Below are 26,117 nucleotides of genomic sequence, written 5' to 3'. Positions count from 1 at the left end.
TATGACTTATGATGTACACATTATCGGCGGCGGGCTGGCCGGTTCGGAGGCAGCTTGGCAACTGGCGCAGCGCGGCATCAAAGTGCGCCTTTCAGAAATGCGCGGAAGCGGAGAGATGACGCCCGCGCATCAGACCGACGGGCTGGCCGAATTGGTATGTTCAAACAGCTTCCGCTCAGACGATGATACCAAAAATGCCGTCGGATTGCTCCACCATGAAATGCGCGAGCTCGATTCCATCGTGATGCGCGCTGGCGAAGTCGCCCGCGTACCTGCGGGCAGCGCCATGGCGGTAGACCGCGATGTGTTCAGCGCAGAGGTCGATAAAGCTCTTACCGGCCATCCCAATATCACTATTGTTCGCGAGCGTATCGATACTCTTCCTGAAGCGGGAATGACGATTGTGGCGACAGGGCCGCTAACCGCGCAATCGCTCGCCCAGAGCATTGTCGGCGCGACAGGCGAAGATCGACTGGCATTCTTTGATGCGATTGCCCCGATCATTCACCACGATAGCATCGATATGTCGAAATGCTGGATTCAGTCGCGCTGGAACAAGCGGACAGAGGCCTCGAACGAGGACGGCGATTATATCAATTGCCCCATGACTAAAGAACAGTATCTGGCATTTCATCAGGGGCTGGTCGATGGCGAAAAGACCGAGTTCAAGGAATGGGAAAAAGACACGCCCTATTTCGATGGATGCATGCCAATCGAAGTGATGGCTGAACGCGGTGTTGAAACTCTGCGTTACGGGCCGATGAAAGGCGTCGGCCTCGACAACCCGTTCGACACAAATGAGGATTTTCCGCAGGGCCGCTGGCCTTACGCCGTTGTGCAACTGCGCCAAGACAACAAGCTGGGCACGCTGTGGAACATGGTCGGGTTTCAGACAAAGATGAAATATGGCGCGCAGGTTGAATTGTTTCGCACTATTCCCGGCCTTGAAAATGCGGAATTTGCGCGGCTAGGCGGCCTGCATCGCAACACGTTCCTTAACTCGCCGCAGGTGCTTGATCGTCAATTGCGTTTGAAAGCGGCGCCGCACATTCGTTTTGCCGGGCAGGTGACAGGCTGCGAGGGCTATGTTGAAAGCTCGGCAATCGGTTTGGTCGCCGGCATGATGACGGCGGCTGAAATTGCTGGGCGTGATTGGCGCCCCCTTCCCGCATCGACTGCGCTCGGCGCTTTGTTGAGCCACATTACCGGCGATGCCGATGCAGCCACTTTCCAGCCGATGAACGTGAATTTCGGGTTGTTCCCGCCGTTGCATGAGGTGAAGAAGAAACAGCGCAAAGAGGCCTATACCTCGAGGGCGAAAAACGACCTTAAAGCCTGGCTCTCTGAATCGAACGAGATCGCTGTTCCCGCCTGATCAACAGTTGCAGCGCGGACGTTTGACGGGGCGCTTGGGTTTGCTCGCCGCGAATTCGGCCGGGGTTAGCTCTGCATTCGTATCGGCGTCCATTGCATCAAATCGATTGGCAGTGGTGACAGCCCATTCCTCGAACGTGAGCAAATTGTTGCCATCCACGTCGAGCTTGCGAAACGCGTCAGAACGGCTTGAGAGCATCTCGTTGCGAGTGATCCTACGGTCGCGATTACGATCATACCGAAAAAAGCGTTTTTCTTCGCGCGTCAGCTCGCTTGCTTCAGGCGGCGCTGGGCCTTCCATATCGCCGGGATCGGTAAGGGGTAACTCGTCAAGCTGCGGCGTTACCTCTTCCAATTCCGGCGGGGGAGGTGCGTTTATTTCAACCTGCGCACGCCCTTCCCACCAAAACACGCCCACTCCGGCAAGCAATAATCCGGCAAACAGTCCGAGTATTGTTTGGCGCACATACACCTCCGCAAAATCAATTTTTTACGGCTACACGGATTCCTCAACCAAATAAAGCGGCACGCAGCGCCGTTAAAGATGCGCCGCGACCTTCCATTAGAGGGCGACCTCCCCGTGTTAGGGCACGGATCGCAAGAGCATCAAGAACACCAATCCCTTTTAGGTGTCGCGGCCTAGAATTCTTGGCTCTCGCCAGCCTCAAACCGGTTTCAATTAGGACAGCTCGTTCGCCCTCGTCAGATATACGGGCAGCGGCATCAGCCAACGCCCATGCCAATCCGGCCGAGCTATCGCCCGTTTCCATTGGTGCAATATGGTTCAGCGGCGCGCTACGGCCTTCGGCAAAGGTGACCAATCGCTCTGCTGTCAGTTTCTCGGCAACCACAAACAGCTCCCAAGCATCAACTAGCTGTATCAGCGGAGTTTCTTCATCTGCCCAGTTTGCGCCAATCGTATCGAGAACGGCGTCACCTTTTGGCCGGTCGGAAGCATCCGTTCCCAACATATCCCGCCACCATGCAAGACGCATCTGGCCCAGCATCGGCTCAGTCGTTGCCGACACGATCCGGCCCAGCCGTTGATCCAAAGCGAAAACTGCGGCGAGCCTCGCGCGTAGCGGGGCCGCTGTGTGTGCCAGCGCGAGCTCCAATTCTGGCGGAAAAGTCTGATCGTAATCAGGTGAGTCAGCGTGATCGGGCAAAGCGCCCCCCTTCCCTTGTCCATGCAAAGCGGATGCGGCCAACGCGTTACAGCGATTTACACTGATAACCAGTTGTTAACCATAAGGTTCAACAGATCGAATACCACAGCTGGGCTATTAGCATTCGGTGCAATTCGATTTGCTTTAAAAATATGAGGTTTCGCATGGGTAAGTTCCACAATTTTCTGGCACGGCTTCGCAAGAACCGAAGCGGCAACGCGTTAATGATCGTTGCAACGGGTTTGCCCGTGCTTATCGGCGGTGCTGGTTTCGCTGTCGACACCGCGCAGTGGTATATGTGGAAACGCGAACTGCAGCACGCGGTAGATCAGGCCGCGTATGCCGGGGCGTTCGCTCGGTCCAACCCCGATGCCGAGAGCACTTATGCCAATCGTGCAAAGCAGGAATATGATGCGAACCTTTCCAAGGTCGATGGTTTTGATACCACGCCTTCGATTACCCTTGCTGATTATGCCGGCGGAAATCAAAACAGTGTCGTCGTCACTTCAACAGCGACAAAGGTCCTGCCTTTTAGCAGTTTCCTAACAAACGGATCGGCCGCAACTATTCGGGCAACGGCTCAGGCGAGCTTCGCTGCTGGCGGTCAATTCAATGCATGCCTGATCTCTCTTCGTGATGATGGAACCGGAACTTCTATCGGTGGTGACTCGACGGTTGATGCCCGGTGCGGCCTTGCCGCGCTTTCGTGCGATGACAATGCGGTTGTGGTTGATGGATCATCGACACTTGTTACGGATTCGATTGCTGCTTGCGGTACAATCGATGCGGTGAATAACGAGGACGTCGCAACCGAAGGCGTTCAGGGTCTGTTTGATGCCTATAAAGACCTTGTCCCACCGGATAACCCCACTAATCGATCTTATGCTTGTAGCGGTAAAGGCAATAATAAGCAGGCTTCGCTTCAGCCCGGCACGTATTCATCTATCTCGGTCCAATGCACGACCGTTCTTTCAAGCGGCATTTACGTAATCGATGGCGGCGTACTCGACCTTACAGGCAATTACGATGTCACCGGAAACGGTGTCATGTTCGTCCTGAAAAACGGAGCCCACATCAAGCTGGGCGGATCAGGCAGTGGGAACAAACTGAACCTTTCGCCAATGGATGCTGCGGATTTTGCTGGCACGCCCTATGCTGCGCAGGCCGATGACTATTCCGATATGTTGGTTTTCGAGCACCGCGACAACAATGCTTCGCAAACTCACATTTTCAACGGCAACCAGGATTCGACAATTGAAGGTCTGATCTATCTGCCTGATGGCGATATGCGGATTAATGGTACCGCTGATGTTGCGGCGCAGTGTTTGCAGATCTCTGCTTATACAATCGACGTTCGCGGCGGCGCATTTCTTGAAACTTTGTGCCCCGTTGATGAGGCGACAGAGGTTGGCAGTTCTTCCTCAAAAGTCCGGTTGGTGGCGTGATCATGAAACGCCGCATCCAATCTTTTATCGCGGATATCCGCGGATCAATGGCAATCGAAACAGCCTTTGTCGCCCCGATGTTGATCATCATGACACTGGGCACGTTCGAGGTCGGGACGATTGTTGCCCGTCAGCATGAATTGCAATCTGCCGCGAACGAAGCCGAGATCATCATCATGGCAACAAACGTTGGCGCCACAGTGGAAATCTCTGAAGTTGAGACAATCCTTCGCGATTCCGTTGGTTTGTCCGCCGACAAAATTACAGTTGACCGGGAATATCGCTGCAACCAGGCAAACGGCAAAGTGAAGGATAAAGGCAACTGCGCCGGTGGTGCCGTCATATCCGAATATATCACGGTTTCGATGACCGATTCTTACACGCCGACTTGGACGGCATTTGGTGTGGGCAAGGCAATAAACTTCTCAGTCGACCGATCGGTGCAAATCTCATGATCAAAACCATCCGCAAAATCAGGCGTCCTTCGCTACGAGCGATTGCAAAAGACACCAAAGGCGGCGCTGTCGTTGAATTCGCGCTGCTAGCGCCGATGTTCTTTGTCATGCTGCTTGGTGTGCTTCAGGTGGGCGTTTACCTTCAAAACTATAACGCTGTGCAGTCGCTTGCATCTGATGGCGCCCGCTACGTTATGGTGGAGTATCAGAAAGAGAACACTCTTTCGGACGAACAGATCAGGACAGTGTTGCTGGGTGAAGCGGTCAATGCACCGTATCTGTTGGATTCGGATCGCCTCCGCATCACAGTTGACCGCAGCGGCACAAGCCGCGTTAACGGAGCGATAGAAATCGACCTCACTCTGAGTTATGTGACAAGCGACTTTCTGCCGATTGATATGCCCGGTGCAACCATTACCTATTCGCGTCCGGTTTGGGTCGTCACCTAACCCAGCCATAGCTTTAGACGTACAAAGGGCCGCGCTGGTAAATTGCCAGCGCGGCCCTTTGTATTTGCAAAGTTCTTTGTATCAGCCCGCGTAGCAGACTTTCTTGACGGCCTCGACAATGCGCGGAGTGTCAATCAAAGCCAGCTTTTCAAGATTGGCCGCATAAGGAAGCGGCACGTCTTCGTTGCAAACACGCAAGACCGGCGCATCAAGGTCATCAAACCCTTCCTCCATGCAGATCGAAATAATCTCACTCGCGATGGAGCATGTCGGCCAGCCCTCTTCAGCGATAACCAACCGGTTGGTCTTGGCAAGGCTGGCCAAAACTGCGCCTTTATCCAGCGGCCTTAGCGTGCGCAGATCGATGACCTCGGCGTCGATACCTTCTTCCGCCAGCTTTTCAGCCGCCTCGAGCGCAAAGCCGACGCCGATCGAATAGGAGACGATCGTTACATCGGAACCTTCACGCATGATCCGGGCCTTCCCAATCGGCAAGACGTGATCATCCAGATCGGGAACGTCGAAGCTTTTCCCGTAAACCAGTTCATTTTCGAGGAAAACAACCGGGTCTTCGGTTTGAATTGCAGCCTTCATCAGGCCTTTGGCGTCGGCGCTATCATAGGGCGCGATGACGATCAGACCAGGAACGCTGGCATACCACGGGCCATAGTTCTGACTGTGCTGAGCGCCAACGCGGCTCGCCGCACCGTTCGGACCGCGAAATACGATAGGACAACGCATCTGACCGCCAGACATATAATTCGTCTTGGCGGCCGAGTTGATGACGTGGTCAATCGCCTGCATCGCAAAGTTGAAAGTCATGAATTCCACGATTGGGCGCAGACCGCCCATCGCCGCGCCCGTCCCGACGCCGGCAAAACCATATTCGGTAATCGGCGTGTCGATGACGCGTTTCGGCCCGAATTCATCAAGCAGACCCTGAGTAACCTTATAGGCGCCTTGGTATTCGGCGACTTCTTCGCCCATCACAAAGACACGCGGGTCTTTCCGCATTTCTTCGGCCATCCCATCACGCAGTGCTTCGCGCACAGTGGTGCTTGTAAAGCTCGTTCCCTCGGGAATATCGGGGTCCGATTTAGGCTGAGCTGAAGTTTTTTCCGGCGCAGGAGCCGGTGCCGGGGCGGGTTCCGGAGCAGGTTCGGATGAAGCCGCAGAAGGGGCAGCACCCTCGCCTTCACTGTCACTGTCGCCCTCGCCTTCGAGCTGAGCGATGACCGTACCAACGGCAACGTCTTCTGTGCCTTCCGCGATCAGGATTTTTGTCAGAACGCCATCATCAATGGCTTCAAATTCCATGGTCGCTTTGTCTGTCTCAATCTCGGCGATGATATCACCGGGCTCAATCGTATCGCCTTCTTGCTTTAGCCAGCGCGCAAGCGTTCCTTGCTCCATTGTCGGGGACAAGGCCGGCATCTTGAGGTCAATTGCCATGGTTCAATACTCCTCCACCAAAACATCGGTGTAGAGTTCACCAGCCGCAGGCTCAGGTGAATTTTCTGCGAAATCAGCGGCTTCTGCTACGATCTTGCGAATCTCTTTATCGATTGATTTCAGATCGTCCTCGCTTTTGCCGGACTCGATCAGAGTCTTTTTCAAACGTTCAATCGGATCATGATTGTCGCGCTGATCCTGCACCTCGTCACGGGTCCGGTATTTGGCCGGATCAGACATGGAGTGGCCGCGATAACGATAGGTGTTGAGTTCCATCAATACAGGGCCTTTACCATCGCGAACATGTTTAAAGGCGACCTCGGCTGCGGCGCGCACTTCCAGCACGTCCATCCCGTTCACATCCATTCCGGGAATGCGGAATGCCGTGCCGCGGCGGTGGAATCGCGTTTCAGCGGATGACCGTTTCGAGGCGGTGCCCATTGCGTATTGGTTGTCTTCAACGACGAACACGATGGGAAGATTCCACAGCGCGGCCATGTTGAAGGTTTCGTACACCTGGCCTTGGTTGGCGGCGCCATCGCCAAAATATGCAAGGCACAAACCGCCATCGTCATTGTATTGATGTGCCAGCGCGAGGCCCCCGCCAAGAGCAACCTGAGCGCCAACAATGCCGTGACCACCATAGAATTTGTGCTCGGTGCTGAACATGTGCATCGAGCCGCCCTTGCCTTTGGAAATGCCAGCTTCCCGGCCAGTCAGCTCAGCCATGATCACTTTGGGATCAATCCCGTATGCAAGCATGTGTCCATGATCGCGGTAACCCGTGATCACGCTGTCCTTGTCACCGTTCAACGCGCTTTGCAGGCCGATCGCGACGGCTTCCTGGCCGATATAGAGGTGGCAGAATCCACCGATCAGACCGAGGCCGTAAAGCTGGCCGGCCTTTTCCTCAAACCGCCGGATTAAAAGCATCTGACGATAGAATTCCATCATCTGGTCGTCGCTGGCGTGGAACCGCTTCGCTGCGTCAAATTCTGCTTGGAGAGAATGGAGCGCGAAATCTGGATCTTCGTTCGGCGCTGCCGCAGGGGCGGCTTTCTTTGCTGGCGCCTTTTGAGCGGCGGGCTTTTTTGCCAAGGTCAAATTTCCTTATTGTTGCCGACGCGGGTCCTGGGGAAGAATGCGTCTTGTCCACGCATCCTATAGTCAGGAAAGAGCGCTGGACGCAACGTAAAGAGAGCGCTTTCAGGCCCCCGAATATGCAAAATTGTGATGGAATTCAGCTTATCAGCGTGCGAATTCGTATGCGCGATTTATTCGTCTTCGATCGTGATCACGATTTCATCGGCGTGAAGCACACCAAGATTCTTCCGTACCAGCTCACTAGCGAGATCAGCATCGGCAGCATTGGGGTCGAGCAGCTCAACCCGGTTTTTCAAGGCATCGCGTTTGGCCGTCAGCATAGCGATTTGGGCTTTGCGCTGATCAAGCGCCTGAGCATTTTCGTTCCATGCTAGCAAACCGGTGGGACCGGCAATGGCCATTCCCGTCAGGCCAAGCAACACGACAAGCGCGATGCCCTGCCGCATTTGTTCTCTTGCCGGTTTACGCATTAAAAAGTCCCTCGATCCGTTTTCCACAGAATCATAGTTAACCCCTCGCATCAAGTCGAAAGATACGACGAGTGCAAAAATTTCCGCTTTGCGTTGTGGAATGGTGACGGAAAAATCCGAACCGCATTCAATATGAACGAGGCAATCCGAGGACGTGTTCGGCCAGATAGGACAGGATCAAATTGGTAGATATCGGCGCGACAGTATAAAGCCGCGCCTCGCGGAATTTACGCTCGACATCGTATTCTTCGGCAAAACCAAACCCGCCAAAGGTCTGGACGCACATATCCGCCGCCGCCCAGCTGGCTTCTGACGCAAGCAATTTCGCCATATTGGCCTCTTCCCCCGGATTGCCGCCTTCGTCAAAAACTTTGGCTGCGTGGTGAACCATCAATTCTGCGGCGCGCATCTGAGCGTAGCATCGCGCGATAGGAAATTGCACGCCCTGATTCTGCCCGATCGGCCGCGCGAAGACATTGCGGTCGCTGGCATATCGGGTCGCCTGATCGATAAACCATTTTGCATCGCCGATACATTCGGCGGCGATCAAAATACGCTCTGCGTTCATCCCTGAAAGAATATAGCGAAAGCCCTTTCCCTCTTCCCCGACGAGTGCGGACGCCGGAATGCGAAGGTCATCAAAAAACACCTCGCACGATGAATGGTTCATCATCGTGCGGATCGGTTTTATTTCCATCCCATTGCCAGCGGCTTTCTGCATATCGACAAGAAACATCGAAAGCCCATCGGTTTTCTTCTCAATCTGATCACGCGGGGTAGTGCGCGCCAAAAGCAGCATAAGGTCCGAATGTTCTGCACGGCTCGTCCAGATCTTTTGGCCAGAGATCACATACTCATCGCCATCGCGCACGGCCCGTGTCTTCAGGCTTAGTGTGTCGGTACCGCTCGTCGGTTCAGAGACACCAAACGCTTGCAGGCGCAGATCACCGCTGGCGATTTTCGGAAGGTATTCTGACTTTTGCGTATCCGAACCGTAGCGCAGCAAAGTGTTCATGATGTACATCTGCGCGTGAGCGGCGCCGCCATTGCAGCCTGACGCCTGAATTTCCTCCATAATCACAGCAGCTTCATCGAGGCTGAGGCCGCTGCCGCCATATTCTGCCGGGATCAACGCAGCAAGAAAGCCGGCCTTGGTAAGCGCATCGACAAATTCGCCCGGATAGTCCCGTGCGCTGTCTTTGGCCCGCCAGTATTCTCCGGGAAAGTCATCACACAGGGCGCGGACAGCGCGGCGGATTTCTGCAAGCTGGTCAGTCTCGGTCGGCATTTCAAAATTCCTGATTTGTGTTTGAGATCGAATTGCCTCGCCTGACGTGCTGTGTCCAGCCAATGCCGTGCCTAAGAGCGAACCTGAGCGTAACGCATTGCCGGAACAATCACCGTGCTATCTTCGTTGAGAAGCAAACAGGAGTGAACACGAACCCATTATGCTGAATACACTTATTGACCAGCTCAATTCCATGAGCATCGAATTTGTCCGCGCCTTGCCCGGTATTGCGATCGCCCTGATCATCATCATCGCAACTGCGATCGCCGCGAAATTCACTGTGCGGATCGCCGATGGGTTGATCGGCAAGACCGATCTTCGTCCAAGCCTGCGCAATCTGATTGAGACGCTGGTCAAACTGGCCACGTGGCTGCTGGGTATCATGATCGCGGCCATCGTGATCTTTCCCGATTTGACCCCTTCAAGCCTGATTGCTGGCTTTGGCATCGGCGCGGTTGCGATTGGCTTTGCGTTTCAGGATATTTTTGAAAACTTCCTGGCGGGTGTGCTGATCATGGTGCGTGAAAAAATGCGCATTGGCGATATCATCGAATGCGAGGGTATCACCGGCAAAGTGGAGCACATTACGCTGAGAGAAACGCATATCCGCAAACTCTCCGGCGAAGTGACAGTTGTTCCCAATTCCGTGCTTTTCAAAAACCCGGTCGAAATTCTCACCGATAAAGATCAGCGCCGCCACGATGTCGTGATCGGCGTGTCATACGACACGGATCTGGACGATGCTGCCGAAGTCATCCGCAAAGCGGTCTCTGCTGTGGAGGAAGTCGACACAGAAAAAGGCGTCGATGTGTTCGCACAGGAATTCAATTCGTCCTCGGTCGATTTCCTGGTCCGTTGGTGGTCTGGATCGGCCCCACGCGCAGGATGGGAATCGAAGGATAAGGTTGTGCGCGCAATCAAACGCAGCCTTGACGATGCAGGTATCGAAATTCCATTCCCGTATATCACACATACGTTCAAGGAACGCGTGCCGATGGGCGAGGCACCGGGCGAAACTGTCTAAAAGCTATCGGACCAGTTTTTTCGTGCTACTGAATTTTTGAAAACAGGAGGCACTGCCCGTGAGAATTCTCGTATCTGACCCCGCCAATTTTTCGGATCTGCCGGACTATGGGTTCGATGATCACTGGGCGCAGATCGATTTGGGCGACGGGTTTACTGGCCGGATGCATTATATCGACGAAGGGCCAAGGGATGCTCCGCCTGTCTTGTTGTTTCACGGCGAGCCAAGCTGGAGCTTTCTTTACCGCAAGATGATCCCGGTTCTGCTCAACGCGGGATTTCGCTGTCTTGCGCCTGATCTGATCGGGTTTGGGAAAAGTGATAAGCCAGACGATATCGGTTTCTACACCTATGACCGCCACATAAGCTGGTTAAAGCAGTGGCGAGAGGCGACGGTTCCGGAACCCGCCGCTCTCTTTTGTCAGGATTGGGGCGGGTTGCTCGGCCTGCGTATGGTTGGTGAGGAACCCGAAAGGTTCGCCTGTGTGGTGGCGAGCAATACGTTTCTGCCAACTGGCGGAACCCCTTCACCCGCATTTCTTGCATGGCGCGAATTTGCCAAAAGCTCGCCTGAATTCAAGATCGGAGATTTGCTGCAACGGGCAACCGCGACGGAGCGGACAGCCGAAGAAATCGCCGCATACGATGCGCCCTTCCCTGATGAACCAAGCAAAGCCGGCGCGCGGGCCTTTCCTGCGCTTGTTCCCGTTGAAGACGGGATGGACGGGATTGCGCAAAACATTGCGGCCTGGCGCGGTCTGGCAGAATTTGACCGCCCTTTCCTGACACTGTTCGGCGAAGATGATCCGGTCACAGGAGGGTTAGCCAAGCCGTTGATCGAGAGGGTCAAGGGCGCAAAGGATATGCCCCACGCGATGCTTTCCAATTGCGGACACTTTTGCCAAGAAGATCGCCCGGTTGAACTTGCTCAAGGCGTAATTGATACGGCCAAAAAAGCCGGATTTCTTGCTTGAACGACACGTCTGCCACGCAAGCGCCGGCTTATCTTAGCCGGTCGCAGGAATATGCACTTGCGGTGACCGTCGCGGTTGTCACGGCCAATGCGTATTACATTCACCCCATAATCGGAGATGTAGCGGCTGGCTTTGGTGTGAGCGATGCACAGATCGGGATCGTTCCGGCGCTAAACCAACTTGCTCTGGCAATCGGCATATTGCTCCTGCTGCCACTCGGAGACCGATTTTCCAACCGGCGGCTCACTATCCTGTTCACGGCTGGACAGTGCGCAGGTTTGATCCTGATGACCATCGCGCCTGATTTTTCGTTGTTCACAGCGGGATCAACGCTGCTCGGATTTTTCACGATTGCGCCCTATCTTCTGCCCGCTTACGCATCGAAACGGGTGCCGCCTGAGCGTCTTGGTCATGTGACAGCCACCCTTACTGCAGGGGTGCTGTTCGGTATTCTTGTCGCCCGCGTCGGAGCAGGCGTTGTGTCTGAATATTTTGGGTGGCGGACCGTTTACTGGATCGCGACAACAGCCATGGTTTTGATGGCAGTGGCCCTCCCCCGGATCATGCCCCGAATGGAAGTCGAAGCACCCAAGAAAGAGCAGCAACGCTACATTGCGCTCGTTCTGTCTGTTTTTCCGCTTTTACGCAGCCATCCGGAAATCATTATTTCCGGCGCAATTCAAGCCATCGGGTTTGGCCAATTTATTGCGCTGTGGCTTGCTCTGGCGTTGCACCTTACATCGCCGGAAATGGGCTATGGCACTGATGTAGTCGGATATTTGGCCGCGTTTGCAGCCCTGAGCGTGCTCACCACGCCAAGGCTGGGGCAATGGGCCGATCGCATCGGACCCCGTCGCGCGCGCCTATATCTGGCTCTGATCCAGATGGCAGGGACTGCTCTCTTGCTGCCATTTGGCGGAAGCATTTGGCTGCTTATGATTCCCATCTTGATCACATCAACGGTCGGTCCGGCGATTGATGTCGGCAGCAGAATGACGTTCCTTTCGCAAGCCACAGGCCTTCGCACCCGCCTCACGACGATTTACATCGTGATCATGTTTATCGGAGGCGGCGCTGGATCGGTTTTCGGGACAACAATATACGACCAGTTTGGCTGGACGGGAACGGCGATCGCAGTTCTGGCATCCTGTGCGACGCTTACGGCGCTTTGTGCCCTTGCACTGCATCTTTACGGCAGCGGCGTTCGTCAGGTTGAAAGCGCCGGTTGAGGGTGGTGTCCCCGACAGGATTTGAACCTGTGGCCTTTGGATTAGGAATCCAACGCTCTATCCACCTGAGCTACGGGGACACGCCCCACCCATTAGCACCGCGGTGTTGCTAATCAATTGAGTTTGTCAGGGGGCGCTACTGGAAATGGCAGCGGCGCAATCGGCACACCTTCCTCGACAAGCGATTTGGCTTCTTCAAGCGTCGCTTGGCCGTGGATTGGCGCTTCGTCACGCTCACCATAATGCATCTCGCGCGATTGATCGGCGAATTTATCGCCGACCCAAGTGCTCTTCTTGAGCGCCTGCTCCTGTGCTTTTGCGAGGGCCTGCATCGCTTTCTGCACTTCGGCAGGCATTGGTATATTTGAAACCGGATTGGCAGATGCAGTTGCCGGTCCAGATGGAACCGCCGCAGCCATATCGCTGCGCGTGTTCCCTTTGGCACCAACAGCAGGAGCCATAGGGGCCTTGCCGACCTGATCGGATCCGCAATCGGGGCATGTTACCAATCCGCGCCCTTTCTGGTCTTCAAAATCAGATGAAGAACCAAACCAGCCTTCGAACCCATGTCCGTTCGCGCAGTGGAGATCATACACTATCATGATACCTGCCTAATTGGGTATTCGGCGTTTATTGGCAAGACTGGGAACCTGAGAGCGGACTTCATCGATCCGGCTCGGGTTGATATCACAAAATCCAAGGCATGCCCCCTCGCCCTTCATATCAAGCAGCACGTCGCCCCAGGGATCAACCACCAGGCTATGACCATAGGTTTCGCGGCCATCTTCGTGTTTGCCTGATTGAGCGGCCGCGATCACAAATGCGCTCGCTTCGATAGCGCGCGCGCGCAGCATTATGTGCCAATGGGCAGCACCTGTCGGTTTCGTGAAGGCAGCAGGGACTGCAATCGCATCACAGCGCCGCTGCCCCAGTTCTTCGAACAGAGCGGGAAACCGCAGGTCATAACATATTGTGAGACCAAGCCTGCCTATTGGCGTTTCGTCCAATGTTACCACTTGCTCGCCGGCCTGATAGGCATTGCTCTCGCGCCAATTCTCACCGGTTGACAGTTGAACATCAAACATGTGCATCTTGTCGTAATAGGCACGCTGTGCGCCTGCGCCACCGAAATAGAATGAACGGTTCGCCCATCGGCCTTGCTCCGTGGGAAAGGGAATGGAACCGATCGCCAGATCGATACCCGTTTCAGCGGACAATTGAGCGAGCCGTTTGACCATTCGCGAGGGTTCGTTTGAGTTTATCCACGCAGCTGCGCGGGTTCTGTCACGATCCAGAAGCAGCGACATTTCCGGTGTAAATAGGATTTCGGAACCGGCGGACGACGCCTCTTTCGCGGCGGATTCAATCGACGAAAAATTCGCCTCCGGATCCACCCCGGAATTCATCTGAAGAACCGCAATTTTCGTCATCAATGCAATCAACCCGCGAGCAAAGAATCTAGCTTGCCCGCCCGGTCCATTGCCGCAAGTTCATCCGACCCGCCAACATAGGTGTCGCCGATAAAAATCTGCGGGACTGTTCGCGCATCAGGCGCACGAGCAAGCATTTCATCGCGCTTGGGCCCGCCCATTGAAATATCGAACTCGTTAAACTCAGCCCCCTTGGAAGAGAGCAGCCGTTTTGCGCGCACGCAGAACGGGCACGAGAATTTCGTGTAAATATCAATTTTTGGTGCAGTCATGAGTGTGGCAGCCCTCTTGAAACGTGTTTCTTTGTCACCCAAATAGTGCGTGTCGCGGTGTTTCGCCAGTCTTGGGAAACGCAAACTGCGGCAATACAGCAGGCGCTGCATGAGGCAGGCCTGCATTTGTAACCAAATTGCTCAAAAGAGGATTTGCAAATTATGTCACGTCTTGATTTTACACCATACCGCCGCAGCACAGTTGGATTCGATCACCTGTTCGACCTTCTGGAAAGCCAGGCGCGCAACAACTCGGGCGATAACTATCCGCCCTTTAATATCGCGCGCCGCGGCGAAGACAATTATCGCATCACTTTGGCTGTTGCCGGTTTTCGCCCGCAGGATATCGATATCACTGCGCAGCAAAACCTCCTGACGGTTCATGGCAAGAAGCGCGACGACGAAGACGATAGGGCCGAGATGCTGCATGTCGGCATCGCCAATCGCGGTTTTGAACGCCGCTTTGAATTGGCAGATCATGTTCACGTCGAAAAAGCCGATATGGCCGATGGCTTGCTTTTGATCGATCTGGTTCGCGAAGTACCAGAAGCGATGAAGCCAAAAAAGATTGCGGTGAATGGAGCGACAGTCCTGACCGCGGTCTCGGATGGCTCAAGCGAAAAGAAAAGCGACGCTGCATAAGCATCGCTTGCCAATCTTTTAAATAATTCAACTTTGTGGGAATAAGTAGGGGCGGATCGTGAGATCCGCCCCTGCGACCGTTAAGTCGCCTCGTTACGATGCTCACCGTCCGGGTCGCAGAAGACGGTCAACCTCGTGTCGAGCTTTGTAAAATATGACTAAGCTCTGGCTTGCTGAACCCATTGCTTCATCACATTTGAAACTCTTTGCAGCCTGAGGAAATGCTTTGCGTTTCAGGGCGTTTTAGCCCGCGATAATTTGTTGAGATACAAGCCCCTAAGCTGCGGAAGTCTTATCGCGCAATATTAATTTTATGTAATTGTAAAAACGCGACATAAAATCTGGAATCGGAATTTTTCTCTATTTTGTCGTCATTGAGGCCTGATCGTTCTAAATCAATGCCTTGCAACCCAATAGAGGCTAAACCAGCCGAGATTGCTTAAGCGCGGCTGCGATGAAGCCTGCAAAAAGGGGATGCGGATCAAACGGACGCGATTTCAATTCAGGGTGAAATTGTACACCAACGAACCAGGGATGGTCGGGCCGTTCGACAATTTCCGGCAGCAGCCCATCGGGCGAAAGGCCTGAGAAAACCAGCCCTTGCCGCTCCAATGGATCAATATAGCGGGCGTTCACTTCATAACGATGCCGATGGCGTTCTGATATCGTTTCAGCACCGCCGTAAATCTGTGAAATATGGCTGTTGGCGCTTAGTTTGGCCTCATACGCGCCCAAGCGCATCGTCCCGCCCAAATCGCCGCCCTCTTCGCGTTCCTGAATGCCCTCTTCGCTCATCCACTCGGTGATGATGCCCACGACAGGTTCGCTTGTTTCGCCGAATTCGGTTGATGATGCTGCGTCAAATCCGGCTTCGCGCGCGCTTTCCACACATGCCATCTGCATGCCCAGGCAGATGCCGAAGAAAGGTACGCGGCGTGTCCGTGCGAACTTGACGCTTTCGATCTTTCCTTCGCTGCCCCGCTCGCCGAAACCTCCGGGAACCAGAATACCGTGCATCGGCTCGAGCGCGGCAACTATCGCGCTTTCATCTTCGCCTTCGAACACTTCGGCATCAATCCACTTGATGTTGACCTTCACACGATTTGCCAGCCCGCCATGGACCAGCGCCTCGTTCAAACTCTTATAGGCATCAGGCAGACCAACATACTTGCCCACCACCCCAATTGTAACTTCGCCTTCGGGGTTGAAGTATCGATCAGTCACATCATCCCATGATGTAAGGTCAGGGGCCGGGGCATCGGTGATACCAAAGCCGCGCAAGACCTCTGCATCTAATCCAACCTGATGATATTGCATCGGTACCGAATATATCGACGGAGCATCAAGTGCAGGGATTACGGCCTCTTTCCGCACATTACAGAAATTCGCGATTTTCTGGCGTTCACTGTCGGGAATCGGGTGCTCGGCCCGGCACAGCAAGACATCCGGCTTAATTCCAAGGCTTGCGAGTTCACGCACGGAATGCTGGGTCGGTTTGGTTTTAAGCTCACCTGCCGCCGCGATATAGGGCACCAATGTTACGTGCACGCTCAGGGTCTGCATCGGCTCCAGCTCATTTCGCAACTGGCGGATGGCCTCCATAAAAGGAAGCGATTCAATATCGCCCACTGTTCCACCGATTTCGCAGAGCATGAAATCGAGGTCGTCCTGATCATCCAGCGCAAAGGCTTTGATGGCATCGGTTACGTGCGGGATTACCTGAACGGTCGCGCCCAGATAATCACCCCTACGCTCTTTCGCGATGATATCCCGATAGACGCGGCCGGACGTGATGTTGTCACTTTGGCGCGCTGATACGCCTGTAAAGCGTTCGTAATGCCCAAGATCCAGATCTGTCTCCGCTCCATCGTCGGTGACATAAACTTCGCCATGCTGATACGGGCTCATCGTGCCCGGATCGACATTAAGATAGGGGTCGAATTTCCGAATGCGGACTTTGTAGCCACGCGCCTGAAGGAGGGCAGCGAGGCTCGCTGCCATGAGACCTTTGCCGAGCGAGGAGACCACGCCGCCGGTTATAAAAATGTACCGCGCCATGGGAGTTGGGCCTTAATCGTCCAATTGGATTCGTGGCAAGTGAATTACGTCTCTAATCGCGATGCCATCCACAGCCTGAATGTCATGATGTTGATAAGACGCACTTATTGCGAAAGTGGATCGCCTTCTGCTGGCGCGTCAGTTGTCGTAGGCGGTGTATCACCTGCCGCGCCGAGCGGATCGGCTGTTTCGCTTTCACCTGATCCACCAAGCAAATCTTCGGTGGTTGGACCGGAAACATCGCGATCAAGCGTTGTCGTGATCGAATTGCTGCTTGTTTCGCTTACGGCAACAGCGGCCAATGCGATGGACAAGGCAACAAAGGCCACAGCGAGCCATTTCGTCGCCCGCGTGAGAAAATCTGCCGCACCGCGCGCGCCAAGCGCACCATTGGGGTTGCCGCCAATGCCCAATCCGCCCCCTTCAGAGCGCTGCATCAAAACGACGCCAACTAGGCCAGCGGCCACGATTGCTTGGATTACGGTAAGGAAAAGAAACATGGTAAGTCGATCTCGATCAGCAAATGTGCGTGCTATCTAGGGCGCGGCGACCCATGCGGCAAGTGGCAGACCCGCCGGATCAGCCATCTTCGCTTTCGCCTGCCGCCAAAGCGATACCCATAAAGCTGTCAGCTGTAAGGCTTGCACCGCCAACGAGCGCACCGCCAACCTCGGGTGTGGATAGAATTTCGGAAGCGTTCTCAGGCTTGACCGAGCCGCCATAGAGGATGCGGATTTCAGCGCCGTTTTCCTCTCCATAAACCGAAACAAGCAGCTTACGGATTTCAGCATGCATCTCGGCAATGTCTTCGATATTCGCGGTTTTACCGGTTCCGATGGCCCAAACAGGCTCGTATGCCACCGTCAGTCTCTCAACCACGCTCTCTGGTGCATCTGAAAAGTCAGGCAAGGACGCTTTAAGCTGTTTCTTGACAAAGGAAACGGCACGTCCGGCATCGCGGGTCTCTTCGCTTTCACCGCAACACAAAATTACACGAAGGCCAGCGGCCAATGCCGCGTCTGCCTTTGCTTTCACTTGTGCATTTGTTTCAGAATGGTTCTGACGCCGCTCGCTATGGCCGAGGATAACGAATTTCCCCCCGGCATCAGCAATCATTGCCGCGGAGATATCGCCGGTATGCGCACCGCCTTCTTCGTGGTGACAATCCTGTGCGCCAACAGCAATCTGCTCTGCTTCGCGGTGGACCGGATGAATCAGGGTGTACGGAGGTGCGATCGCGACTTCGACTTTCATATGGCGCTGCGCCGCGCGATCAATCGCGCGCGCTTCGGAAAGCATGGCTCTGGTCCCGTGCATTTTCCAGTTTCCGACGATGTAAGGCCGCTGCGGCATTCAAGTTTCCTGCAATGTGGGATCAAAATAGAGAATCTGTCGCCCTGATGTAGGGTCCAGGGGCCGCGTCCGCTAGCGGAGTAAAGAGATACAGTCAAAAGACAGCGAGACCTGTTGCCGCGAGGTCGCAGGCGGGATAAAGCGGTTGGGAATTGCCCATTGGGGCGCTTACCTTACGTTACCTTGGCGTTCAGCCATTTAGGTGACGAAATAACCGACGGGATTCGACCAAACCCATGATTTCCTTTTTTCGTAATTTTTTCCAATCCAAGATCGGTTTGCCGATTTTTATCGGTTTTCTTATCCTTGTCGCTCTGGCTTTTGCGGCCGCTGATATAACCGGCAGCACGTTTGGCGGGGTATCTGGCGGAGACCGGGTGGCTGTTGTCGGTGATGAGCGCATAAACAGTTCGGAACTGGTCAGCACGGCAGAATCAGCACTGCGCAATATCCAGCAGGAAAACCCGACGGTGAGCATGTCTCAGCTCATCGAAGAAGGCGGGTTGGACGAAGTAATGCGCCAATTGATCGATCGCTATGCGATTGGTGGCTATGCCGAAAAATACGGCCTGCGTGCCGGTGATAATTTGATTAACAGCGAAATCTTGAAGATCAGCGCGTTTCGAGGCGCAACGGGTGAATTCGATCAAGCCGTTTATGAAAGTGCACTGCGCGCTCAGGGACTTAATGACGAGATACTGCGCCGCGACCTTTCCGATGGCCTGCTTGCCCAACAATTGCTGGTTCCCGCATTGGCCTCGCCTCGAATGCCGCAAAAGGCTGCGAAACATTACGCATCGCTCTTACTGGAGCGGCGCAAAGGGGAAATCGCATTTATCCCAAGCTTTGCGTTCGCTCCCGAAGGCGAACCTACTGATGAGCAGCTGGCTACATATTACAGCGAAAACAATTCGCGTTTCATCCGCCCTGAACGCCGGACGATTCGCTATGCTTTGTTCGGCGCGGATACAATTGATGCCGACATCACGCCGACTGCCCAGGAAATCAAAGCGTTCTACGATAGCAATGCTGATCGATTTGCAGCGAGCGAAACGCGTGACGTCTCGTCGTTTTTGGTGCCCACGAAAGATGCTGCGACAGCGCTGGTAAACCGGATTCGCGGCGGTGTTTCATTGGAGGCAGCCGCGCGTGAGGCCGGCTTTGGAGTTTCAAGCGCGGAGGCGCAGACCAAAGAACAGGTCGCCGCTACACTCAGCGCGAGTGTCGCCGACAATGTGTTTGCCGCGGGACAAGGCGCAATTGCCGAACCTGCGCAAAGCAATTTGGGTTGGTATGTTGCGCGCGTAGACGGGATCAACCGCACACCGGCTCGGTCACTTGCGCAGGCAACTCCTGCAATTTCCGAAGAATTGAAGGTCCAAAAGCGGGCAGCGGCGCTTGGCGATCTGAGCGCCCGGATAGAGGACGAAGTCGCCGATGGCCGCTCGCTTCCAGAGGTGGCCGAAACATATGGGTTCGAAATCAAAACGACGCCGCCAGTTCTCGCCGATGGGCGTGTGTTCGGCGAATCAGAGCCGATCAATCCGGCGCTTCGTCGCACGGTAGAAACAGCATTTCAGATGGAAGAGAGCGAGCCGCAATTGGCCGAGGTTGTACCCGGTCAGCAGTTTGTGGTCTTCGATGTCGAGGAAATCTCGTTGTCATCTGCCCCTCCGCTTGCCGAAGTTAAAGAGCAGGCGACGATCGCCTGGCGGCTTTCGGAAGGAAACAAGAAAGCGCGGGCAACCGCAGACAGGATCCTTAAAAAAGTTCGCGGAAAAAGCGATGTTGCTGCGGCTGTTTCAGCCGAGAAAACACGTTTGCCTCCGATCGAACGGATCGATCTTGAGCGCAGGCAGCTGTTCTCACAGCAACAGCAAGATCCTCCGCCGCCTCTTGTCCTGATGTTTTCAATGGCTGCAGGGTCAACCAAACTGTACGAAGCCCCTAACAATATCGGTTGGTACATTGTCGATCTTCGCGAAATCCTGACTGATGATATTCCTGACGACAGCCCGATCCTGGCGCAGACCCGGGATCAATTGAGCCCGGCTCTATCCAACGAATATTCGGCACAGTTGACTAAAGCGATGATCGCCGAGCTGGGCGTTGAGCGCAACGAGGATGCTATCAATGCGGTTCGCAGGCAATTGTCTGGCGAAACGAATTAACCGGACAAAGCCGTTAGCCCGCGTGACACCTGACCATAATGCCTATGCTTCGCCGGAAAACGCGATTGACGCCGCTCGCATGCTTGCCGGGGGTAAGCCCGCATTGGTGTGGCGCAAAATCGTTGCCGATAGCGACACTCCCGTAGGAGCCGCACGGCGGCTTATCGAGCCGGGTCGGGGAGATTTTCTCCTCGAGTCGGTTGAAGGCGGCGAGGTTCGCGGACGGTATAGCTTGCTCGGGCTGGACCCTGATTTGGTTTTCCGAGCGAGCGAAGGCCGCGCAGCCATCAATAGAGAATGGCAAACGGATCGAGAAACCTTTACGCCGTGCGATAACGACGCATTGGCCGAACTTCGTTCGTTAGCCAATTCGTGCCGGATCGATGTACCGGATGCCCTTCCCCCGGCGCTTGCCTGTTTGGTTGGTTATTTTGGGTATGAAACGATCGGATTGGTCGAAACTTTGCCGCGCGCTGCCCAAAGTGAATTGGCACTGCCGGACATGCTGTTTGTCAGGCCAACGATCATACTTGTGTTTGACAGTCTGACAGATGCTCTGTTTTGCGTTGCTCCGATCTGGAACGCAGCCGACCCTGCGAAAGCGGTCGAGCAGGCAGGGGATCGGATCGATGAAACGCTGCGCGCCCTAATGCGCCCTCGCCCGCCAGAGCCGCGGATCTCTGCGGCTACGCCAACCCCGGCTTTAGAACCGGTTATGGCTGAAAGCGAATACAAGGCGATGGTTGCGCGGGCGAAAGAATACATCGTGGCGGGCGACGTTTTTCAAGTTGTGCTGGCGCAGCGGTTTACTTGTCCGTTCGAATTGCCGCCGCTCGAACTCTATCGGTCATTGCGCCGCGTCAACCCGTCTCCTTTCCTGTATTTCCTTGATCTGCCTGGCTTCGCCATCGTCGGATCCAGCCCTGAAATCCTGGTGCGCGTCAGAAACGGCGAAGTCACCATTCGGCCCATTGCTGGCACCCGTCCTCGAGGAGAAACCGCTGCGGAAGATCGCAGCAACGAAGCCAGCTTGCTCGCCGATCCAAAAGAGCTGGCCGAGCATTTGATGCTGCTGGATTTGGGGCGTAATGATGTGGGCCGTGTCGCGGCCAAAGGCAGCGTTGAAGTCACGGATAGCTTCACCATAGAACGCTACAGCCATGTCATGCATATCGTCAGCAATGTCATTGGCGCGCTTTCCGATGAATGCGATGCGCTGGATGCGTTGTTTGCAGGTTTCCCGGCCGGCACCGTCTCCGGCGCGCCAAAGATCAGAGCATGTGAGATCATTGCAGAATTGGAACCGGAAACACGCGGCGCGTATGCAGGCGGTGTTGGATATTTTGCACCAGACGGATCTGTCGACAGCTGTATTGTGCTCAGAACAGCAGTTGTGAAAGACGGCGTGATGAATGTTCAGGCCGGTGCCGGTATCGTGGCTGACAGTGATCCTGATTATGAACTGGCGGAATGCCGGGCAAAAGCAGGCGCATTGATCGCCGCAGCACGTGAAGCGGTGCGGGTCGCCAGCGAACCGGGATTTGGACAGTGAAAATCAGAATTCTTCTAACCGCGACCCTGATGATCGGCGCCTGTTCAGAGCAACCCGCAGGCGAACCCGTTGTGCGTACACAGCTGGACGGCTCCGAGCCTGCCGAAATCGTTGCAGAACCGACCCCGGAAGCCGCGCCGACGCAGGCTGCCGCACAACAATCGGCTTGCTCGGACAAAGTTTTTGAGGGCGTTTCTCTTACGCACTGTATCGCCGATCCGGCAGAGCATAGTGTCACGACTGCCCTTGCCCCTTCATCAGGCAGCAATTTCGGAACGATCGGCGCCTGGGCCGCTGGCAAGAACGAAGGCGACATTGCTTTTGTCGTGAATGGCGGGATGTACGGCGATGATCTGCGTCCGATCGGGTATTATGTTGAAGGTTCGGACCGCCTGAAAGAGCTCAACCGGGCAGATGGACCGGGCAATTTTCATCTGAAGCCGAACGGTGTATTTTTCGGCAGCGGTAGCACATGGCGCGTTTTGGATACCGAAACATTTTACCGCACGATCGGGGATCGACCTCAGTTTGGCACCCAATCGGGACCGATGTTGGTGATTGGCGGCAAACTGCATCCAGAATTTCAGGATGACGGCCCTTCGCGTGCCTTGCGAAACGGGGTCGGCATCGACGCGGATGGCAAAGCCCATTTCGTGATTTCGAATGCGCCGATAAGTTTTGGCAAATTCGGCCGGTTCTTCCGCGATGAATTGAAAACGCCTAACGCATTGTTCCTCGATGGAAATGTCTCGTCGCTTTGGGATCCGGCAAACGGGCGAATGGACAGCCGCCGCGTCGGACCTTTGTTGGTGGTGAGGGATAAATAAATGCCGCACGGAAACACTCTTTCCTACGAACGTACGCTCTATCCAGAGATAGAGCCGTATGAGACCGGCATGCTAGACGTCGGGGAAGGACATTCGCTGTATTATGAGCGCGTCGGGACGCCAGGTGCCAAACCGGCGGTATTCTTGCACGGCGGTCCTGGCGGCGGGATGGCCCCATCCCATCGCAGGCAATGGGATCCGGCACTGTACGATGTGTTGCTGTTCGATCAGCGCGGCTGCGGCCAGTCTCAGCCTATTGCTGCGATCGATCACAATGACACGTGGCGCGTGGTTGCCGATGTTGAGCGTCTTCGTGAAATGTGCGGGCATGATGCATGGCAGGTTTTCGGAGGAAGCTGGGGGGCAACGCTTGCGCTTGCTTACGCGCAGAAGCATCCAGAGCGCACAACCGAATTGATCCTGCGCGGCGTATTTCTGGCGCGTCAGAAGGAAAAAAACTGGCTCTATTCGTACGGCGCGAGTGAAATCATGGCTGAACAATGGGACAGGTTTACCGGGCTCATCCCGGAAAATGAGCGCGGTGATCTCGTAAAGGCCTATCATTCGCGTCTGATCAGCGATGACGAAGAAACGCGCCTGTCCGCCGCGCGCGAATGGTCGCTATGGGAAGGCACCGTTGCGACGCTTTTGCCAAGTGAGGGTCTGCTTGAAGAATTTGCCGATCCTTCGAAAGCTGTTCCTTTTGCGCGGATATGCGCGCGCTTTTTCCTCGAAGACTTTTTTCTGGAGGAAGGGCAATTGCTGCGTGATATTGCTTCGATCAAAGATATCTCAGGAATTATTGTTCAGGGCCGCCATGATATTTGCACTCCGCCCACTTCGGCTTGGGAGTTAAAGAAGGCGTGGCCAGAAGCGGAACTTTGGATTGTCGACGATGCGGGGCACAGCGCAAGCGAACCCGGCATTATCGATGGACTTGTGCGCGCCACAGACCAGTTTGCGGGAAAATCTTCATGATCTGCGTGATTGATAATTACGACAGCTTTACCTTCAATCTTGTCCATTACCTGATGGAATTGGGCGCCCCGGTGAAGGTGGAGCGTAATGATGCCATTTCCGCATCGGAAGCATTGGCAACCGGTGCAAAGGGTTTCTTGATCTCACCAGGGCCGTGTACGCCCAATGAAGCCGGTATCAGCCTTGATCTGGTCGCAGCCTGTGCGGATGCGGAAATGCCTTTGCTGGGAGTGTGCCTGGGCCACCAATCCATCGGCCAATTCTTTGGCGGCAAAGTTGTGCGCGGTGGATTGATGCATGGCAAGACCTCACCGGTTACGCATGATGGTAGCGGTGTATTTGCCGGCCTGCCCTCGCCTTATACCGCCACGCGTTATCACAGTCTCGAAGTTGTGAATGTGCCCGACACCCTGATCGCCAATGCCTATGCTGACACTCCGGGCGTAGCAGATCCAAGCGTTATGGGCTTTCGCCATGCCAGTTTGCCGATCCACGGCGTGCAGTTCCATCCAGAAAGCATCGCGACCGAACATGGCCACGCATTGCTTGCCAATTTCCTGAAAATTTGCGGCATGGATGCGAGACTGCCTGAAGGAATTACCGCATGACAGTGCTGCCTGACGTTTCTAGCCCGCTGACTGAAACCCAGGCAGAAGATGCCTTTGGCACTCTATTGGACGGTGTGCCTGACGAACACGAAATCGAACGGTTTCTGATTGACCTGTCGGCGCGCGGCGAAACTTCCAATGAGATCGCCGGAGCCGCGCGTGCACTGCGTGCCCGGTTGATCCCGATTGACGCACCTGCCGATGCCATCGATGTTTGCGGCACCGGCGGGGACGGTCATCATACTTTGAATGTTTCCACCGCAGTCAGCCTTGTGGTTGCAGCCTGCGGTATTCCGGTTGCGAAACACGGGAACCGAGCCGCCTCTTCGAAAGCCGGTGCGGCCGATACTCTGGAAGCTCTCGGCCTGGATATGGATGCAGCCGGGGAAACTGCGGAAAAGACTTTGGCGGAAATTGGCATTTGCTTTCTCTTTGCAAAAAACCATCACCCTGCAATGGGCCGCATCCAACCCATCCGCAAAAAAATTGGCAGGCGCACAATCTTTAATTTGATGGGCCCCCTATCCAATCCGGCGCGCGTCAAAAGCCAGCTGATCGGAATTGCGCGCCCTGCCTATGTCCCGATTTATGCAGGGGCGATGGCAAAATTGGGCACCGGGCGATCATTGATCGTATCGGGAGACGAAGGCCTCGACGAGCTTAGTCTGGCAGGCGGCAACGAAGTCGCTGTGGTTACCGGCAACGCATTTAAAATGGCCCGCATTGAGCCGGGGGATGCCAATCTGCCGCATGCCCCGATCGAAGCCATTCGGGGCGATGACGCAGTCCACAATGCCGCAGCGTTAAAAGCCTTGTTGACCGGTACACCTGGTCCGTATCGTGATGCGGTGCTGCTTAACGCGGCCGGTGCCCTGGCTGTGGCACAGCGCGGAAACGATTGGCCGGAGCGGGTTGCCATCGCTGCCGAAGCTCTTGATAGCGGCAAGGCCTTACAACTACTCGAAAAATGGATCGCGCTGGCCAAGTAGAACATGAACAAACTCGAAGAAATATGCATTGCGAAACGCGAGATTGTGGACGGCCGCAAAGTTGCGATTGCGCGTTCCGATCTGGAGCAGGCGATCCGTGTTCAGACCCCGACCCGCGGGTTTGAGACCGCACTGCGGACAGCTTCAGAAACGGGCTATGGTCTGATCGCAGAAATTAAACGCGCCAGCCCATCCAAGGGGTTGATCCGCGAGGACTTTCAACCGGCGCACCACGCCAAGGCTTACCAAGATGGCGGCGCAGCGTGCCTCTCTGTTTTGACCGATGCACCCTACTTTCAGGGGCATGAAGACTTTTTGATTGCTGCCCGATCTGCCTGCAATCTACCGGTTCTGCGCAAGGATTTTATGATTGATCCGTGGCAATGTCTTGAGGCGCGAGCCATCGGCGCAGATGCCATCCTTATTATTGTCGCTGCGCTGGACGATGGCGCAATGGCCGAGATTGAGGCCGCAGCGCTCGATCACAATATGGATGTGCTGGTCGAAGTGCATGACGAGGCTGAGCTTGAAAGAGCTGTTCGCATTTTGAAATCCCGACTGCTCGGGGTGAACAACCGGGATTTGAAAACTTTCACAACATCGCTTTCCACCACTGAACGCCTTGCTCCTTTGGCACCCAAGGAGGCATTGTTGGTCGGTGAAAGCGGAATTGCAAATTATGCAGACTGCAAGCGTCTGGAAGCGTCAGGCGTGCGGACATTCCTTGTGGGGGAAAGTTTGATGAGGGCAGATGATATCGCATCGGCCACCCGCGAATTGCTGAACGGTTGAGGTGCGAATATCGATC

27 protein-coding genes and 1 tRNA gene are annotated in these 26,117 nt (G+C 55.0%); 15 read left to right on the top strand and 13 right to left on the bottom strand.

Translation table 11 applies throughout. The features are described 5' to 3' along the window. The first annotated feature begins 1 nt into the window (after position 1). Positions 2-1,375 carry a methylenetetrahydrofolate--tRNA-(uracil(54)-C(5))-methyltransferase (FADH(2)-oxidizing) TrmFO gene (trmFO, locus tag FGU71_RS12435; RefSeq protein ID WP_142788862.1) on the top strand — a complete coding sequence of 458 codons (1,374 nt, stop codon included), beginning with the start codon at positions 2-4 and terminating at the stop codon, positions 1,373-1,375. Here trmFO and FGU71_RS12430 read toward each other — a convergent pair whose 3' ends face one another. Together FGU71_RS12430 and FGU71_RS12425 are read right to left on the bottom strand one after the other, a co-directional pair. Next, positions 1,376-1,840, bottom strand: coding sequence for an EF-hand domain-containing protein (locus FGU71_RS12430; protein ID WP_142788861.1), 465 nt, complete (start codon positions 1,838-1,840; stop codon positions 1,376-1,378). 43 nt (positions 1,841-1,883) lie between these two features. Continuing rightward, positions 1,884-2,540, bottom strand: coding sequence for a hypothetical protein (locus tag FGU71_RS12425; RefSeq protein WP_142788860.1), 657 nt, complete (start codon positions 2,538-2,540; stop codon positions 1,884-1,886). A gap of 164 nt (positions 2,541-2,704) precedes the next feature. Between FGU71_RS12425 and FGU71_RS12420 the strand changes: the two genes are divergently transcribed. The 3 genes from FGU71_RS12420 to FGU71_RS12410 are packed head-to-tail and all read left to right on the top strand — an operon-like array spanning position 2,705 to position 4,889. Beyond that, positions 2,705-3,985: a TadE/TadG family type IV pilus assembly protein gene (locus FGU71_RS12420; RefSeq protein WP_142788859.1), complete on the top strand. Its 1,281-nt coding sequence runs from the start codon at positions 2,705-2,707 to the stop codon at positions 3,983-3,985. A gap of 2 nt (positions 3,986-3,987) precedes the next feature. Continuing rightward, entirely contained in the window at positions 3,988-4,440 is a 453-nt protein-coding gene (locus FGU71_RS12415; RefSeq protein WP_142788858.1) for a TadE/TadG family type IV pilus assembly protein, read from the top strand. After that, the gene (locus tag FGU71_RS12410) at positions 4,437-4,889 is read left to right on the top strand and encodes a TadE/TadG family type IV pilus assembly protein (RefSeq protein ID WP_142788857.1); all 453 of its coding nucleotides are present in this window, start codon (positions 4,437-4,439) and stop codon (positions 4,887-4,889) included. The genes FGU71_RS12415 and FGU71_RS12410 overlap by 4 nt, the downstream gene beginning before the upstream one ends. Before the next feature lie 81 nt (positions 4,890-4,970). Here the strand turns inward: FGU71_RS12410 and FGU71_RS12405 are convergent, their stop codons facing one another. The 4 genes from FGU71_RS12405 to FGU71_RS12390 all read right to left on the bottom strand — a co-directional run bounded on the left by FGU71_RS12405 (position 4,971) and on the right by FGU71_RS12390 (position 9,203). After that, the gene (locus FGU71_RS12405; RefSeq protein ID WP_142788856.1) at positions 4,971-6,341 is read right to left on the bottom strand and encodes a pyruvate dehydrogenase complex E1 component subunit beta; all 1,371 of its coding nucleotides are present in this window, start codon (positions 6,339-6,341) and stop codon (positions 4,971-4,973) included. 3 nt (positions 6,342-6,344) lie between these two features. Then, positions 6,345-7,439, bottom strand: coding sequence for a pyruvate dehydrogenase (acetyl-transferring) E1 component subunit alpha (pdhA, locus tag FGU71_RS12400; protein WP_142788855.1), 1,095 nt, complete (start codon positions 7,437-7,439; stop codon positions 6,345-6,347). A 176-nt stretch (positions 7,440-7,615) separates the two neighbouring features. Then, the gene (locus tag FGU71_RS12395) at positions 7,616-7,915 is read right to left on the bottom strand and encodes an FtsB family cell division protein (RefSeq protein ID WP_142788854.1); all 300 of its coding nucleotides are present in this window, start codon (positions 7,913-7,915) and stop codon (positions 7,616-7,618) included. Between the two features lie 127 nt (positions 7,916-8,042). Continuing rightward, positions 8,043-9,203, bottom strand: coding sequence for an acyl-CoA dehydrogenase family protein (locus FGU71_RS12390; protein WP_142788853.1), 1,161 nt, complete (start codon positions 9,201-9,203; stop codon positions 8,043-8,045). Between the two features lie 160 nt (positions 9,204-9,363). Between FGU71_RS12390 and FGU71_RS12385 the strand changes: the two genes are divergently transcribed. The 3 genes from FGU71_RS12385 to FGU71_RS12375 are packed head-to-tail and all read left to right on the top strand — an operon-like array spanning position 9,364 to position 12,429. Further along, positions 9,364-10,227: a mechanosensitive ion channel family protein gene (locus tag FGU71_RS12385; RefSeq protein ID WP_142788852.1), complete on the top strand. Its 864-nt coding sequence runs from the start codon at positions 9,364-9,366 to the stop codon at positions 10,225-10,227. 58 nt (positions 10,228-10,285) lie between these two features. Then, positions 10,286-11,200, top strand: coding sequence for a haloalkane dehalogenase (locus FGU71_RS12380; RefSeq protein ID WP_142788851.1), 915 nt, complete (start codon positions 10,286-10,288; stop codon positions 11,198-11,200). Then, a complete protein-coding gene (locus tag FGU71_RS12375; RefSeq protein ID WP_234035743.1) occupies positions 11,197-12,429 on the top strand; it encodes an MFS transporter in 1,233 nt (410 codons plus the stop codon). The genes FGU71_RS12380 and FGU71_RS12375 overlap by 4 nt, the downstream gene beginning before the upstream one ends. A 3-nt stretch (positions 12,430-12,432) precedes the next feature. Here the strand turns inward: FGU71_RS12375 and FGU71_RS12370 are convergent. The 4 genes from FGU71_RS12370 to grxC all read right to left on the bottom strand — a co-directional run bounded on the left by FGU71_RS12370 (position 12,433) and on the right by grxC (position 14,131). Continuing rightward, positions 12,433-12,509 (bottom strand) — tRNA-Arg (locus FGU71_RS12370). Positions 12,510-12,542: 33 nt separating this feature from the next. Continuing rightward, positions 12,543-13,031, bottom strand: coding sequence for a DUF1178 family protein (locus FGU71_RS12365; RefSeq protein ID WP_142788850.1), 489 nt, complete (start codon positions 13,029-13,031; stop codon positions 12,543-12,545). A 9-nt stretch (positions 13,032-13,040) separates the two neighbouring features. Then, positions 13,041-13,859 carry a carbon-nitrogen hydrolase family protein gene (locus tag FGU71_RS12360; protein ID WP_142788849.1) on the bottom strand — a complete coding sequence of 273 codons (819 nt, stop codon included), beginning with the start codon at positions 13,857-13,859 and terminating at the stop codon, positions 13,041-13,043. An 8-nt stretch (positions 13,860-13,867) separates the two neighbouring features. After that, positions 13,868-14,131 carry a glutaredoxin 3 gene (gene grxC / locus FGU71_RS12355; protein WP_142788848.1) on the bottom strand — a complete coding sequence of 88 codons (264 nt, stop codon included), beginning with the start codon at positions 14,129-14,131 and terminating at the stop codon, positions 13,868-13,870. Positions 14,132-14,293: 162 nt separating this feature from the next. Here grxC and FGU71_RS12350 point away from each other — a divergent pair, with 162 nt between their 5' ends. Continuing rightward, positions 14,294-14,773, top strand: a complete 480-nt coding sequence (locus FGU71_RS12350; protein WP_142788847.1) for an Hsp20 family protein — start codon at positions 14,294-14,296, stop codon at positions 14,771-14,773. A 420-nt stretch (positions 14,774-15,193) separates the two neighbouring features. Here the strand turns inward: FGU71_RS12350 and FGU71_RS12345 are convergent, their stop codons facing one another. The 3 genes from FGU71_RS12345 to tpiA form a co-directional block, all read right to left on the bottom strand. After that, positions 15,194-16,831 (bottom strand): CTP synthase, encoded by a 1,638-nt coding sequence (locus FGU71_RS12345; RefSeq protein ID WP_142788846.1) that lies wholly within the window; start codon positions 16,829-16,831, stop codon positions 15,194-15,196. 104 nt (positions 16,832-16,935) lie between these two features. Then, positions 16,936-17,331 (bottom strand): preprotein translocase subunit SecG, encoded by a 396-nt coding sequence (secG, locus tag FGU71_RS12340; RefSeq protein ID WP_142788845.1) that lies wholly within the window; start codon positions 17,329-17,331, stop codon positions 16,936-16,938. A gap of 79 nt (positions 17,332-17,410) precedes the next feature. Beyond that, entirely contained in the window at positions 17,411-18,184 is a 774-nt protein-coding gene (gene tpiA / locus FGU71_RS12335; protein WP_142788844.1) for a triose-phosphate isomerase, read from the bottom strand. 236 nt (positions 18,185-18,420) lie between these two features. Between tpiA and FGU71_RS12330 the strand changes: the two genes are divergently transcribed. From FGU71_RS12330 to trpC, 7 genes are all read left to right on the top strand, one after another. Further along, positions 18,421-20,355 carry a SurA N-terminal domain-containing protein gene (locus tag FGU71_RS12330; RefSeq protein ID WP_142788843.1) on the top strand — a complete coding sequence of 645 codons (1,935 nt, stop codon included), beginning with the start codon at positions 18,421-18,423 and terminating at the stop codon, positions 20,353-20,355. Positions 20,356-20,434: 79 nt separating this feature from the next. Beyond that, complete coding sequence (trpE, locus tag FGU71_RS12325; protein ID WP_142789133.1) at positions 20,435-21,907, top strand: anthranilate synthase component I; 1,473 nt, start codon at positions 20,435-20,437, stop codon at positions 21,905-21,907. Then, positions 21,904-22,734 (top strand): phosphodiester glycosidase family protein, encoded by an 831-nt coding sequence (locus FGU71_RS12320; RefSeq protein WP_234035742.1) that lies wholly within the window; start codon positions 21,904-21,906, stop codon positions 22,732-22,734. The genes trpE and FGU71_RS12320 overlap by 4 nt, the downstream gene beginning before the upstream one ends. After that, entirely contained in the window at positions 22,735-23,712 is a 978-nt protein-coding gene (pip, locus tag FGU71_RS12315; RefSeq protein ID WP_142788842.1) for a prolyl aminopeptidase, read from the top strand. Continuing rightward, the gene (locus FGU71_RS12310; protein ID WP_142788841.1) at positions 23,709-24,320 is read left to right on the top strand and encodes an anthranilate synthase component II; all 612 of its coding nucleotides are present in this window, start codon (positions 23,709-23,711) and stop codon (positions 24,318-24,320) included. The genes pip and FGU71_RS12310 overlap by 4 nt, the downstream gene beginning before the upstream one ends. Then, complete coding sequence (gene trpD / locus FGU71_RS12305; RefSeq protein WP_142788840.1) at positions 24,317-25,309, top strand: anthranilate phosphoribosyltransferase; 993 nt, start codon at positions 24,317-24,319, stop codon at positions 25,307-25,309. Before FGU71_RS12310 ends, trpD begins: the two co-directional genes overlap by 4 nt. 3 nt (positions 25,310-25,312) lie before the next feature. Beyond that, a complete protein-coding gene (gene trpC, locus FGU71_RS12300; protein ID WP_142788839.1) occupies positions 25,313-26,101 on the top strand; it encodes an indole-3-glycerol phosphate synthase TrpC in 789 nt (262 codons plus the stop codon). The last annotated feature ends 16 nt before the right edge of the window (positions 26,102-26,117 follow it).

It is taken from the genome of Erythrobacter insulae (genome assembly GCF_007004095.1).
Classification (GTDB): domain Bacteria; phylum Pseudomonadota; class Alphaproteobacteria; order Sphingomonadales; family Sphingomonadaceae; genus Erythrobacter; species Erythrobacter insulae.
Note: the sequence above shows the minus strand (reverse complement) of the source record. Positions and strands in the feature narration are given on the sequence as shown.